The sequence below is a fragment of the [Clostridium] cellulosi genome (assembly GCF_036762875.1).
In the GTDB taxonomy this organism is placed as follows: domain Bacteria; phylum Bacillota; class Clostridia; order Oscillospirales; family Ethanoligenentaceae; genus Ruminiclostridium_D; species Ruminiclostridium_D cellulosi.
Genome location: NZ_JBAIZF010000026.1, coordinates 202,277 through 216,985, shown reverse-complemented (window position 1 = coordinate 216,985; position 14,709 = coordinate 202,277). Strand labels below are relative to the sequence as shown.

9 protein-coding genes and 1 tRNA gene are annotated in these 14,709 nt (G+C 43.8%); 4 read left to right on the top strand and 6 right to left on the bottom strand.

Annotation, left to right across the window (positions count from 1 at the left end; genetic code table 11):
• Positions 1–469 precede the first annotated feature (469 nt).
• Positions 470–1,366, top strand: a complete 897-nt coding sequence (locus tag V6C21_RS08765) for a helix-turn-helix domain-containing protein (protein WP_479268819.1) — start codon at positions 470–472, stop codon at positions 1,364–1,366.
• A gap of 346 nt (positions 1,367–1,712) precedes the next feature.
• Here V6C21_RS08765 and V6C21_RS08760 read toward each other — a convergent pair.
• Positions 1,713–1,789, bottom strand: a tRNA-Arg gene (locus tag V6C21_RS08760).
• Between the two features lie 256 nt (positions 1,790–2,045).
• Here V6C21_RS08760 and V6C21_RS08755 point away from each other — a divergent pair.
• Positions 2,046–3,650 (top strand): CTP synthase, encoded by a 1,605-nt coding sequence (locus V6C21_RS08755; RefSeq protein ID WP_034837672.1) that lies wholly within the window; start codon positions 2,046–2,048, stop codon positions 3,648–3,650.
• 307 nt (positions 3,651–3,957) lie between these two features.
• Here V6C21_RS08755 and adhE read toward each other — a convergent pair whose 3' ends face one another.
• The 5 genes from adhE to V6C21_RS08730 all read right to left on the bottom strand — a co-directional run bounded on the left by adhE (position 3,958) and on the right by V6C21_RS08730 (position 11,833).
• Complete coding sequence (gene adhE, locus V6C21_RS08750; protein WP_034837677.1) at positions 3,958–6,570, bottom strand: bifunctional acetaldehyde-CoA/alcohol dehydrogenase; 2,613 nt, start codon at positions 6,568–6,570, stop codon at positions 3,958–3,960.
• A 240-nt stretch (positions 6,571–6,810) separates the two neighbouring features.
• Positions 6,811–7,461: a redox-sensing transcriptional repressor Rex gene (locus V6C21_RS08745; RefSeq protein WP_045085705.1), complete on the bottom strand. Its 651-nt coding sequence runs from the start codon at positions 7,459–7,461 to the stop codon at positions 6,811–6,813.
• 120 nt (positions 7,462–7,581) lie between these two features.
• A complete protein-coding gene (locus tag V6C21_RS08740; protein WP_034837682.1) occupies positions 7,582–8,745 on the bottom strand; it encodes an isocitrate/isopropylmalate family dehydrogenase in 1,164 nt (387 codons plus the stop codon).
• Positions 8,746–8,776: 31 nt separating this feature from the next.
• On the bottom strand, positions 8,777–10,711 hold the full coding sequence (locus V6C21_RS08735; RefSeq protein WP_034837684.1) for an aconitate hydratase: 1,935 nt from the start codon (positions 10,709–10,711) through the stop codon (positions 8,777–8,779).
• Positions 10,712–11,155: 444 nt separating this feature from the next.
• Positions 11,156–11,833, bottom strand: a complete 678-nt coding sequence (locus V6C21_RS08730) for a hypothetical protein (protein WP_034837687.1) — start codon at positions 11,831–11,833, stop codon at positions 11,156–11,158.
• A gap of 549 nt (positions 11,834–12,382) precedes the next feature.
• On the opposite strand from V6C21_RS08730, the gene V6C21_RS08725 reads away from it, so the two are divergent.
• Entirely contained in the window at positions 12,383–13,714 is a 1,332-nt protein-coding gene (locus V6C21_RS08725; protein ID WP_479268818.1) for an extracellular solute-binding protein, read from the top strand.
• An 82-nt stretch (positions 13,715–13,796) separates the two neighbouring features.
• Complete coding sequence (locus V6C21_RS08720; RefSeq protein ID WP_034837691.1) at positions 13,797–14,693, top strand: carbohydrate ABC transporter permease; 897 nt, start codon at positions 13,797–13,799, stop codon at positions 14,691–14,693.
• Positions 14,694–14,709 lie beyond the last annotated feature (16 nt).

Here is a 14,709-nt window from a genome sequence, read left to right as displayed (position 1 = left end):
TATATTCCCCATTGTATTTGCTGCTTATTTATATAATGTAATCACAATAAGGCCATTTAAATTTAATAAAAAGGTGACCTACGCATTAGCGTAAGACACCTCCCATTTGAATGATTATTTCGAAGTCCTTTGTCAAATTTTCTAAATAAATTGTCCTTCTTTTGAACATATTTATTATTTTTTATTGTATTATAATAATTAAATTTCCTCAAATCAATTCAAAAAATAAACATTCACTTTCAAAATACGAACATGTTATTATTAATTGGTGTAGTTGGGTGCTAATGAACAGTTTATCTATTATGGAATGTATAAATATATTTAAAAACTTTCGCGCCAATATTACACGGCGCTCATATATAGTTTTGTATTTATTGAGTATAAAAACAGTTTGATATATAATTTCGTACAGGTAGATGAACTGTGAAAAGCACTTCATACAAATCCTATTAAAGGGGAGCAACCACATATGATTTATCAAGAAACACTTCAAAGCGGTGAGAATCCCGCTGAGATCAATGTAAGCGGTTGTGTCTATGCTAACGGGATACGTGAAGAAGCTAGTGGATTTCCAAACCATTGCCATTCTTTTTTTGAAATTGAATATTTGTTCGAAGGCAGTGGCATTTACCAAATAAACAGCGAAAAAATAGAAACCCCTAACAATTGTCTGCTGGTTAAACCGCCGCTGTGTGTGCACGGTTCATACGGCAATGGCCAAAGCAAAAATTTAGTAGTTCAATTTGGCTATAACTTTCTGAACAAAAATGCGTTTACACTGAAAAAAAACTCACTTTTATTCCCCACAAATAAATTGGAGCATAACTGCATCCTTATAGTAGAAAAAAATAGCGAGTTAGAGCGCTTATTGTTGGAAATCGTAAAAATAGTCCCAGTTTTCGTTACACCATTAGAAGATGAAAATAGGAAAATCGAATATTCACCGGAATATGAATGGAAACTAAATTCATTGACACTTAGTCTGTTGGTTTATTTGTTGGAAAATAAATATTTAGCCATTGTTGAAGATGGCTGCGACTTCACTGATGTGTTGCAGCTCCAAAATGTCTTAAACAGAATCGTTAAGAATCCAGAGGAAAAACTAAGTATGAAGGATGCAGCTAAAATGGCAGGCATGAGTTACGCTTATTTCAGCCGAACTTTCAAAAAAACAATTGGACAATCCTTTGTTGATTTCTGCAATGCAATTAAAATTCATCGTGCGGAAGAACTGCTGAAATCTCAAAAGTTTTCTGTAACTGACATTGCAAACAGTCTGGGATTTGGCTCAGTAAGTTACTTTAACCGCATTTTTAAACAGTACAACGGCAGCACACCTACGCAATATAAAAACAAAATTAATTAATACTATATTTAAATAGATGCGGAAAGATGCAAAAAACGCAGTCCGCCAAGTCATTCGACCTGTGAACTGTATTAATTCTGCTCCCTTAAAAAACTTTGTTATTTCATTCTTCAGTACACTTTTTTGAGCAACTGGTATTGCCTCGGAATACCCGGCGCCAGCCAGTGCGAAATAAGGTATAGTTTAGATAATATGTAAAACCGCGGGCAAAGGTAAAAGCGCGTCCTGCCCCGGCGCCAGCCGTTACCAAATAGGGTGCCGTTTAGATAAGAGGCATAACCGCGGGCAAATAAAGAAAACGCACTTCACAAAAGTAAAGTGCGCGTCCTGCCCCGGCGCTAGCCGGTGGTGCGCTCGACAGGAATTGAACCTGCGGCCTTCAGAGTCGGAGTCTGATGCTCTATCCAACTGAGCTACGAGCGCATATTAAATTAAACCAAAAATCAAAACGATTTTAAAATGCTTTTATAAAGCGGTACGTTATATTATAACAAATGCAATACTAGTTGTAAAGTCCGATACTGCGTTTTCTAATGGTACATATTACGGTCAGGGAAATTTAAAAAGTTCGCAATTGAAGCAAAAAGCGAGTTAATTTTACTTGACCTGACATTATAAAACGGCTAAAATAGTTAAGTATGATTATTTCATTTAACAGAGTTTCGGAGGGGGTACCGAAATGCCGGTAAAATATATTTTTGTCACAGGCGGTGTTGTTTCAGGACTGGGCAAAGGAATCACTGCTGCTTCGCTCGGACGCTTGCTCAAAGCAAGAGGCTACCGCGTTACTATACAGAAATTTGATCCATATATAAATGTTGACCCGGGTACAATGAGCCCTTATCAGCACGGTGAAGTATTCGTCACTGACGATGGGGCTGAAACGGACCTTGACCTTGGACACTATGAGCGTTTTGTCGACGAAAACCTTTCAGTCAACAGCAACGTAACGACTGGTAAAATATATTGGAGTGTTATCACAAAGGAGCGCCGCGGCGACTATCTTGGCGGAACTGTTCAAGTTATTCCGCACATTACAAATGAAATTAAGGAAAGGATCTACAGAGTCGGAAAGAGCGGCGGTACTGATATCGTTATCACTGAAATCGGCGGCACAGTCGGCGATATTGAATCGCTCCCCTTTTTGGAAGCAATAAGGCAGGCAGCCAAAGAAGTAGGGCACAAAAATGCGATGTTCATACACGTCACACTTGTGCCTTATATTTATGGTTCAGGCGAACTCAAATCAAAACCGACTCAGCACAGTGTAAAGGAGATGCTGTCCCTCGGTATTCAGCCAAACGTAATCGTTTGCCGCAGCAATCAGCCTATTCCGGAGGAAATGCGCGAAAAGCTGAGCCTGTTCTGCAATGTCCGCCCGCAGGATGTTATCCAGAATCTCAATGCACCAGTGCTTTACGAAGTTCCTCTTATGCTTGAAAAAGAGGGGCTTGCGGAATCTGTCTGCTATCATCTCGACCTTGAAAACCGCAAGCCTGACCTTGCGGATTGGACAGACATGGTCACAAGATATAAGAAGGCACAAGATAAAGTCAAAATAGCTCTTGTCGGAAAATACGTGGAGCTGCATGACGCTTATCTGTCTGTTGCCGAATCACTGTGCCACGCGGGTATCTATAACAACGCTAAAGTAGAGATAAAATGGATAAGCAGTGAGGATATCACGCCTGAGACTGTTTCTTCACTTCTCGGGGACTGCGACGGTATCCTCGTTCCGGGAGGTTTTGGCGACAGAGGCATCGAAGGCATGATATTGTCAGCAAAATATGCCCGCGAGAACAAGGTGCCGTATTTCGGAATCTGCCTCGGTATGCAGATGGCGGTCATCGAGTATGCCCGCTCAGTGCTGAAGTTCAAGGGCGCCAATTCCGGCGAATTCGACGATGAGTGCGAGTATCCGGTAATTGACCTTATGCCGGAGCAGAAAGAAATAACCAATAAAGGCGGCACAATGAGGCTTGGATTGTATCCCTGCAAGCTGGTGGAAGGCTCTCGCTGCCGCGAAATCTACAATGATGAGCTTATATATGAGCGCCACAGGCATAGATATGAGTTCAACAATGCCTACCGCGACGATTTTGTAAAGGCTGGACTTAAAATAGCCGGCATATCTCCGGACTCAAAGCTGGTTGAGATTATCGAGCTGCCGGATCATCCGTGGTTCATTGGCGTTCAGTTCCATCCTGAGTTTAAATCACGTCCCAACAGGCCCCACCCGTTGTTTGCTTCTTTTGTCAAAGCTGCGAAAGAGCATAAAAAGTAATTATATTTACCGGCAATTTGCGGGAAACCGCAGATAACAAAAATAATCAGACATATATGGTATTCCCCTAAGACATAATATATGAATTTGAAACAATGCGGCGGCTGCCAAAGCAGCCGCCGTCTTATTTTTTTGTCCCTTTTTATTTTGAAATAATAAAGAGTACCTTTGCCAAACTGTTTCTTATAAATCCGTCTGCAAGGATTCCTGCTCTTTTTAAGCTCCCTTCGGTACAAATTAATTATTTTGAAACAAACAGTCCCACGATCACGTGAATCGTGGGACTGTTTTATAAAACACAGGTTTATTACTCTTTGCCGTAATAGGCTTTCTTGTAGATTTCTGCAATTTCGCTGACGAGCGGCAGACGCGGGTTAGCGGTTGTGCACTGGTCGGCGAAAGCCTTGTCGGCAAGGGCATCGACGTTGGCCATGAACGATTTTTCATCAACGCCGCACTCTTTTATGGACATCGGCATGTTCATATGGCGCATCATATCGCGGATTGCTTTGATAAGAGAAGCGACGCCCTCTTCTGTAGTTCTGGCCGGCAGACCTACATGCTTTGCAATTTCAGCATAGCGCTCAGGTGCTACATAATACTCATATTTCGGCCAGCTTGTGTATTTCGTCGGTTTTGACGCGTTGTATTCGATTACATACGGCAGGAGGATAGCGTTTGCCCTTCCGTGAGGAATATGATACTCGCCGCCCAGCTTGTGAGCCATGGAGTGGTTCAGCCCGAGGAATGCGTTGGTAAACGCCATACCAGCTATGCAGGAAGCGTTGTGCATCTTTTCGCGGGCCTTGCGGTCAGCTCCGTTGTCATAGGCCTTGGGCAGGTACTCAAATACCAGCTCAATGGCACGCAGCGCAAGGCCGTCTGTATAATCGGATGCGAGGACGGAAACATAGGCTTCAATAGCATGTGTCAGAACGTCCATACCGGTATCCGCCGTAGTTGACTTCGGCATTGTGAGAACAAACTGCGGGTCAACAATAGCGACATCCGGTGTCAGGGAGTAGTCGGTGAGAGGATATTTGATGTTGTTTGTCTTATCGGTGATAACTGCGAAAGCTGTGACCTCACTGCCTGTACCAGAGGTTGTCGGTATGCAGACCATCTTGCACTTTTTGCCAAGCTCCGGGAATTGGAAAGCACGTTTGCGGATATCCATGAATTTAAGTCTCATGCCCTTGAAGTCTATGTCCGGATGCTCATACAAGAGCCACATGCCCTTCGCAGCGTCCATCGCCGAACCGCCGCCGACTGCAATTATGACGTCAGGCTGGAATTTCTTCATGGCCTCGACGCCGCGCATGACGGTATCAAACGACGGGTCTGGCTCAACTTCAGCAAAAATTTCGCTGTGGCAGTACTGCTCACGTCTTCTCAGGTAGAAAAGAACTTTATCTATGTTGCCGAGCTTAACCATCATCGGGTCAGTTACAATGAAAGCGCGGCTGATATTGGGCATCTTTTCAAGGTACTGAACCGAATCGTATTCAAAATAAATCTTCGGCGGGACTTTAAACCACTGCATATTAACCCTCCTCTTGGCAAGGCGCTTTTTATTGATAAGATTGACGGAGGATACATTTGAAGAAGTGGAGTTACGGCCGTAAGAACCGCAGCCAAGCGTAAGAGAAGGAGTATTCGTATTGTAGATGTCGCCGATAGCGCCCTGCGAAGACGGCGAGTTGGCGATTACGCGTCCGACCTTCATGACGTCGCCGAATTCTCTGATGATGTCTTCATTTGAAGAATGGATAACCGCCGAATGGCCCAAACCGCCTATCTCAAGCATACGGAGAGCCGCTTTAAAGGCAGTTTCCTTGCTGTCAGCTATAAAGTATGCGAGAACTGGCGACAGCTTTTCATGTGCCAGCGGGACATCGTAATCAATCTTATCGAGCTTTGCAATGATGATCTTGGTGTCAGCCGGTACCTTGACGCCAGCCTGTTCGGCAATCCATACCGCAGACTGACCGACAATCTTCGGGTTGACCATCATTGTCTCATTGTTTATAGCAAATTTCGATACCTTTTCGGTTTCTTCCTTGTTGAGGAAATAGCAACCGTTTTCGGTCATAATCTTTTCAAATTCTGCTGCTATTTCTTTATCGACTATTACAGCCTGTTCCGATGCGCAGATCATACCGTTGTCAAATGTCTTTGAAAGGATAAGGTCATGGCAGGCGCGTCTTAAATTAGCCGATTTTTCGATATAGCAGGGGACGTTGCCGGGGCCGACGCCGAGAGCCGGTTTTCCCGAAGTATAAGCTGACGTTACCATGCCTGTTCCGCCGGTAGCAAGAATAAGTGAAACGCCGGGATGATGCATAAGAGTTGTTGTCGCTTGAATGGACGGATTCTCAATCCACTGAATGCAGTGTTCAGGTGCTCCGGCTTTTACGGCTGCGTCACGCATAACCTTTGCCGCTGCGACAGAGCATTTCTGTGCTGACGGATGGAATGCAAATATGATAGGATTGCGCGTTTTCGCGCAGATAAGTGATTTGAACATGGTTGTCGAGGTCGGGTTCGTTACAGGTGTGACACCTGCTACAACGCCGACAGGCTCGGCTACATCAACATAGCCTTCCATGTCGTTTTCATCTATAACACCGACAGTCTTCTGATACTTTATATCGTGCCAAATATACTCGGTCGCAAACATATTCTTGATTATTTTATCTTCATATACACCACGCTTGGTTTCTTCAACCGCAAGTCTGGCAAGCTGCATGTGCTGGTCAAGTCCTGCCAGGGCCATGGCGTGAACAATCTTGTCGACTTGTTCCTGGTCAAGTTTGAGATACTCTGAAAGAGCTTTTTGCGCATTGTTTACCAGGGTGTCTATCGCAGCATTTATCTCAGCCTGATCCTGATTTTGCTTTTTTGCCTTTTCATCTGCCATGATTAGTCCCCCTTTTTGATTGTTAAATTTCTATCAATTAAATTTTAGCAATAAATTTATACTACGTCAACAAAAATTAGCCATTTTAGTTTGTTCTACATAACACATAAATAAGGTATGAAAATTTTTAGAGAAAATACACATATAGCAAAAAATCTGCTTCCGCATGCAGGACGGAAGCAGATTTGGAAAAATGATGATTAGCAAGATAAGCGGCAAAGGCTTAGAATAGCTCTATTTTTAACTATTTTCTTTTTTATCATTATTCTTTACGAGGTAACTTAAGGTCATGAGGCTGTCCCCAAGATGCACATTTTCAATCACTACGTTCGGGTATTTCACAGAAAAATCATAGTGGCTGAAGTTCCAGAATCCTTCAATACCGAGCTTTACGAGCCTTTCGACAACTTGAGGTGCTGCTTCGCGCGGCAAAGTAAGTACGGCTACACGCGGATGGTTTTCTTCACAGAAACTTTCAAGTTCGGCGATATCAAGAATCTCCAAGCCGCGTATCTCAGTTCCGATGATTTCTTTGCTTATATCGAAAATACCGATCAGATTGAACCCCATATTGGAAAAATCCATATTGAGTGCGATGGCACGTCCGATATTGCCCGCGCCAATGATTATCGTGGGATTACCGCTATCAATGCCTAATATTGCACCAATCTTCTCCCGCAGCAGGCTGGTATTGTATCCATAGCCCTGCTGGCCAAAACCGCCGAAACAGTTTAAGTCCTGACGTATCTGGGACGCCGTAAGACCCATTCTAAGGCTGAGCTCCCTTGATGATATCCGCGTCACTCCGTTTTTTACAAGATCCCCGAGAAAACGATAATACCGCGGCAGGCGCCTTATAACGGAAAGAGACACACGTTCATGTCTTGGCATGGTTATACCTCCAATATCCGTAAATCCTGACGGTTAACCTATTATGAGCAACTCTAAACCTATTGATAAGCCTGCATGCTGCAGTTCCCAATATGACATTCAGAAACCGCAAACCCCGTATCAGCCGAGCTTGTTTATCGTTTCAAGTACATAATCGCCGAACTCTTCACAGGTAGCTCCTGTATCCCGGCCGGTAATCGTCAGTTTCTTTTCCTCAAACATGCAGATATCAAGCGCGCGGGCAAGCTTATCCGCCTTGTCATTAAATCCGATATGTGAAAGCAGCATGACGCTCGCTCTGAGCATTGAGCAGGGGTCGGCGTATTTGCTGCGGCCTTCTGCCACCATTCTGGGAGCGGAACCGTGGATAGCTTCGAACATCGCATAGCGCATGCCAATGTTGGCGCTTCCCGCTGTACCGACACCGCCCTGGAATTCCGCGGCCTCGTCTGTGATTATGTCGCCGTAAAGGTTCGGGAGTATAAATACTGAAAAATCCCTGCGGCGCTTTTCATCTATAAGTTTTGCGGTAGTAATATCAATATACCAGTCGTCAGTCGTAATCTCCGGATATTCTTTTCCGATTTCCTGGCAGAGTTTCAGGAACTTGCCGTCGGTTGTCTTAACAACATTCGCCTTTGTTATGATTGAAACGCGCTTTTTGCCGTTTTTCCTGGCGTATTCATACGCGAGCCGGGCAATACGCTCAGTGCCCTGGGTTGTTGTAACGGTGAAATCAAAGGCGAGGTCGTCTGTGACATTTATGCCGCAGCTGCCGAGCGTGTAAGCGCCCTCGGTGTTTTCGCGGAAAAATGTCCAGTCAATGCCTTTATCCGGAACGCGGACAGGCCGTACGTTTGCAAATAGGTCAAGCTCCTTGCGCATCGCAACATTTGCGCTTTCAATATTCGGCCACGGGTCGCCGGCACGCGGGGTTGTGGTCGGGCCTTTGAGGATTACATGGCACTTTTTAAGCTCTTCGAGTACATCGTCAGGAATAGCTTTTCCGGCCTTGACGCGGTTTTCAATGGTGAGCCCCTCTATATTGCGGAACTCAACGCGGCCGCTCTTCACCTCATCCGCAAGCAGTTCGCGGAGGATGCGGGAGGATTCGTTTGTAATTACGGGGCCAATGCCGTCGCCACCGCATACGCCGATTATAATCTTATCCAGTTTTGAATAATCAATAAAACCTTTCTGATTCTTCATGCGCTCGACTCTCTCGAGCTGGCTCTCAATGAGCTTTTCAAATTTTTCTACAGCAGACTTGATTTCACTGTTCATCTCTTAATCTCCGTTCACAAAGTATTATTAATCAGCGGTTCTGTTCACGGGTATAGTTGAGCAGTCCGCCGGCAAGCAGCATTTTTCTCTGGCGTTCAGAAATCTCACAGTAAACCGGGATCTTCGCGCCGTTCGTCTTATCGGTCAATATGAGATCTTTTCCTGAAATCAGTGTCTCACGGACTGAGTTGAGCTCAAGTTCATCGCCCTGCGCTATCTTATCGTAATCGTCAGGATTGCGGAATATAAGCGGCAGAATACCGGCATTTACAAGGTTGGCCATATGGATTCTTGCAAAGGATTTGGCGACAACAGCCTTAATGCCAAGATAAAGCGGCACCAAAGCGGCGTGTTCGCGTGAAGACCCTTGGCCGTAATTAGAGCCGCCAACAATAATGCCCTTTCCTGCTTTTTTAGCGCGGGACGGGAAAGTCTCATCGCAGCGCGTGAAGCAATAGTCCGAAAGTTTCGGTATATTTGAACGATAAGGCAGCAGCTTTGCGCCTGCAGGCATGATGTGGTCTGTTGTTATATTGTCCCCGACCTTGAGGAGGCAGGGAGCTTCTATATTGTCGCTGAGCGGCGATGTCTTCGGGAAAGGCTTGATGTTCGGGCCGCGGACAACCTCAATGTTATCGGCTTCTTTTTCATCAGCAGGAGGCTCAATCATATTGTCGTTGATGAGGAATGTTTCCGGCAGCCTGATTTCCGGTTCGGTGCCGAGGGTGCGTGGGTCGGTGAGAACGCCGGTAATGGCGGAAATAGCCGCCGTCTCAGGGCTTACAAGATAGACCTTCGCGTCTGCCGTGCCGCTGCGTCCCTCAAAGTTGCGGTTGAATGTCCGGAGGGATACGCCGCCGGAGCAAGGTGACTGCCCCATGCCTATACATGGGCCGCAGGCACATTCGAGTATGCGCGCACCGGCTGCAATCATGTCGGCAAGTGCGCCGTTCTGGGCTATCATTGTGAAAACCTGTTTTGAACCCGGCGCTATAGCCAAGGAAACATCGGGATGTACCTTGTTACCGCGCAGGATTGAAGCAACCCTCATCATATCATAAAGCGAGGAGTTTGTGCAGGAACCTATGCATACCTGATTTATCTTAATCGGCCCTATATTTTTTACAGTATCGACGTTGTCAGGGCTGTGGGGCTTAGCAGCCAGAGGCTCAAGCTCAGAGAGGTTGATTTCAATGACCTCGTCATATTTCGCGTCGCCGTCCGGCAGCAATTCAATCCAGTCAGACTCCCGACCCTGTGCCTTGAGGAATTCGAGAGTAACATCATCCGACGGGAAAATCGAGGTTGTCGCGCCAAGCTCCGCACCCATATTTGTTATTGTTGCACGCTGCGGAACTGACAGGCCGAGGATACCCTCGCCGCCATATTCTATAATCTTGCCGACGCCGCCCTTAACGGTGAGACGGCGCAATACTTCGAGAATTATATCCTTTGCGGATACCCACGGGCGAAGGCGTCCGGTCAGCGTTACTTTAACCATGCGTGGCATAGGTATGTAGTAAGTACCGCCACCCATGGCAACCGCTACGTCAAGGCCGCCCGCGCCGAAAGCGAGCATGCCTATTCCTCCGGCTGTCGGCGTATGGGAATCGGAACCAATCAGCGTAGCGCCCGGCCTTCCGAAGCGTTCAAGATGAAGTTGGTGGCAAATACCGTTGCCGGGACGTGAAAAATAGATACCGTGTTTTTTGGCTACTGTTTGAATATATCTATGGTCGTCAGCGTTTTCGAATCCCGTTTGAAGGGTGTTGTGGTCGATATAAGCAACCGACTTTTCAGTTTTGACACGCTTAATGCCCATAGCTTCAAACTCAAGATAAGCCATTGTACCAGTGGCGTCTTGAGTAAGTGTTTGGTCAATTTTAAGCCCAATTTCTGTTCCCGGGGTCATGTCGCCCGAAACAAGATGAGATTTGATGATTTTTTGAGCAAGTGTATAACCCATTGCGCAGCCCCTCTCGCTGAATTCTATAATTCACCTTATATGAAATGTATAATATTTTAATATATTTTAAAGCATGACGCATGCTTTGTCAAACGATTAACCATTTATAGAATGGGTATAAGCTTACAAGTGTATACACCTAAAAAGAGAAAGCAATATTGGTCATCGGCGGCGTCCATAGCCGAACTTTTAACAAGGCCGATAAAACAGTCGGAACAAGCAGAATTCGGACACTATTATATGAAATTATACGGAAATCCAGCGGTAGTCATATGTATAAAAATACAGGGATAATTCAATTAAATTTTGCAAAAATATATATTGTGTTAAGCAATCAATATTCACGAGATTTGGCAGTTTTTCCGTTATTGAAAACCGCATAAAACGCATTAAGCGGGCCGCAGCGTTCCACTGCGGCCTACATTTAACGATACCGTAATTTCATTAATTCTGTGCCAATTTCCTCTTAATCTCTTCTATAACAATCCCCTTATTGGCAACAGGTTTGTTGGCGGTTTCGCTTATTGTGATAATCACGTTGTTTGATACTATTGTAACGTCTGATAAATAAGTGATCTTTGACGGGCTGTAAAAAAAGTCAGTGTAGTCTTTATACTGCGATTTTATCAAAGAAACGAGATACCGCTCTCCGCTACCCTTCCTTTTGGATTTTTGCGTATCAAGCGGGATGTAATTTTTGTTTTCAAAAAATTTCTGATTGGCTTCAAAATATTTATCAGCGTCGCCTTTTTCAGAGAAAATATAAATACTTGCTTCAATGACCGACTTCGCACCGTTTGCATTGATTGTATAAGTCTTTCTAAACGCATCGGTCATATACTCATCATCTTTTATGCTCTTATAGTCACTGAAAATCTTATGGAAATTCTTTAACTGTGATTCGGTTATCTGAATACCTTCTATTGTAGATGTGCTAATTTCCTGTGTATAATAATGATTTCCGAAATAATACTGTATAGCGTAAAGTGCGATTCCGCCCGCGGTTATAATGACAAGAATACTGACAACAAGAATGTTTCTGTGCCTTTTCTTTAGTAAATAGGCCAAAATATAAATTAAAATAACCACAAAGGCTATTATAATAAGCTGATAAAAAAGCATATACGCACTCCCGTTATGTAATAATTTAAGAAAAACGAGATTATTTTTGTAGATACTATAAGCCAAATTAAGAATATTTTATCACGGAGTCTGTTACTCGTCAACAAATGATATTTTCACGTCTCACAGCAAATATTATAGATGAAATCAACTATGCCAGTGGCATGATCTTATCAACAATTCTTTTTTGAAAGCTGGGATTTGTATAAGATATAATATAATATTTCTCAATTAAATTTAGACTTTAAATTGCTAAACCTTTTTATTACCATCGCAAAATTTATGAAAGATTTATGGAAAACTACTATTGATTCTGGAAATAACCATATCCTTTTATACTAATACGACAAAATCAGACTATAATTAAGAAAAAAATTATGTAGTCAGAATTCGCTAAAATTTGTATAATACAAATGAATTTTAGACATAAAAACAGAAAAGTTACAGCAAATTGTCCAAATGCTTCAATCGAGTCAATCAAAACAGGATATGCTATGGTTAAGTAGTTCAACCATAGCGTCCAAAAAACTGAAGGGAGTATCGTGAAAAATGTCTAAATTTAAAAAGGTTATTGGAGTTTTGTTGGCTGTTTCTGTTTTGGCTGCAGCAGGCGGCTGCGGACAACAGAAATCATCAAGCTCGTCTGGCACATCAAGTTCCACTACCAAATTGAGTGGAAACCTCAATATTTGGGCATGGGGCGCAGATGAAGAAGCACAGGCCAGAAAAGACGCCATCGAAGTATTTATCAAGGAGCATCCTGAACTTAAAGTAACTTACACAGTCATTCCGACAGCGGATCAGGTATGGGATCAGAAAGCATCTGCTGCATTGGCTGCCGGTACAGCTGGCGATGTCATGCAGATGAGCCCTGACTATTATGGTATGAATACAAAGTATTACGAAGATTTAAACCCATTTGTTAAAAAAGATGGCATCAATCTTGAAGATGTTATAACTCCTGGTCTTCTTGATCGCTATTATGATGAAGACGGGAAGCTTGAAGGTCTTCCGCTTCATACCAATTGCTTTGTAATGGCATATAACAAGGATATGTTCGATAAGTTCGGTGTTGCATATCCGAAGGAAGGCTGGAAGATCTCAGAACTCGCAGATTGGGGCAAAAAGTTTGTAAGCGGCTCAGGTTCAACAGAAACCTACGCGATAGCAAAGCACTGGGTCATGGATAACCTGATGCTTTACGCCGGCGGCGGAACTCCGTACTCGGATGACCTGTCAACTTCCAACATGGGCAGTGATTCCATCGTACAGGCTCTGACCCTTTATCAGAAACTGATTCAGGAAAAAATCATGCCGAGCGATGCAGCACAGAAGACAATTCCGGCTGAGACATTGTTCGTTTCCGGAAAAGCAGCTATGTATCCAATGGGCGGCTTCGAGGCTAACCAGGTTATAAACGACGCAGAAGAAAACGGAATTAATATTGCATTTACCAGCATGCCCTGTGATCCTAACGGCAACGAAATCAACGTACAGTACGCAACCGGCTGGGCTATGACAAAGACCTGCCAAAACAAAGAAGCTGCTTGGACATTCATTAAGGAATCCTCTTTTGCAAACGAAGAAATGGGTAAAATCAACGCTCGGGTTGGCATTCCGGCAAACAAGAACCTTGCTAATACAATTTACGCACAGACGAAAATCGGTGATGTCGGGTTTGACAACACTTATTACACACAGCACATTTCCAAAGCTCACATGAATCCTTGGGGCGGCACATTAGCCTCCTCCGGTAACATTTGGACAGCTATGGTTCAGGAAGTAACTCTCAACGGCAAAGACCCGGCAGAAGTCGTTAAAACTAATGCACCGAAGATTGCAAAAGAATTCGCAAGCTATTCATTCAATCAGAAGAAATAAGCTGCAATTCATGCTAAAGTACAGAGGAAACTAAATACCGTTTCCTCTGTACTTATGCTTTAAAGTGAAATGAGGTGCAAGAATGAAAAGAAATAAACTTACGAAAACCGAATTACGCAGTGCAATTAATTTCTATGCGTATATCTCACCATGGCTGATAGGTTTTATCGTATTAACTGCCTATCCTATGGTTGCATCGCTGTACTTGTCATTCACTAATTCTGATATGGGTGAAAAAGCTGATTTTATAGGATTGCAGAATTTTATTCATGCATTCACAGAAGATCAGCAGTTCCTGATTTCCTTTAAAAACACCTTGGTTTATGTCCTTTTGTTTGTACCATCGAGTTTAATAATATCCTTCCTGATCGGTTGGCTGTTAAGCCGAAATATTAAAGGACTTGGCTTTTTCAGGACTGTTTTCTATTTGCCGTATATCACCTCTGGTGTTGCCGTTACCATCCTTTGGGGTTGGATTTTCAACGGAAACTATGGCCTTATAAACTACCTCCTCTCATTGATCGGTATTAAAGGGCCCGACTGGCTTGGCAACAGTCACACGGCACTTTACTGCATCGTAGTTATGAGCCTTTGGTCCATTGGTAACAACATTATCATTATGCTGGCTGGAATTCAGGATATCCCGAAATCTTATTATGAAAGTGCCGAAATTGACGGTGCCAGCACACTGAGGCAGGTGTTTTCCATCACTATTCCTCTTTTGACCCCAACAATTTACTTCAACCTGATTATCAGTATTATCGGCGCTTTCCAGATATTCAACCAACCATATATTCTGACAAAAGGCGGCCCGGTAGACGCAACCCGAACTGTAGCCATGGTAATATTCCAAAACGCATTCCAGTATAGCAGAATGGGATATGCCTCCTGTGTCGCATGGTGCCTGTTTGTTGTCATTATGGTAATAACCGTTATTATCCAGCAATCATCGAAAAAATGGGTCTTCTATGACAACTAAACAAATGAGGGGGGAT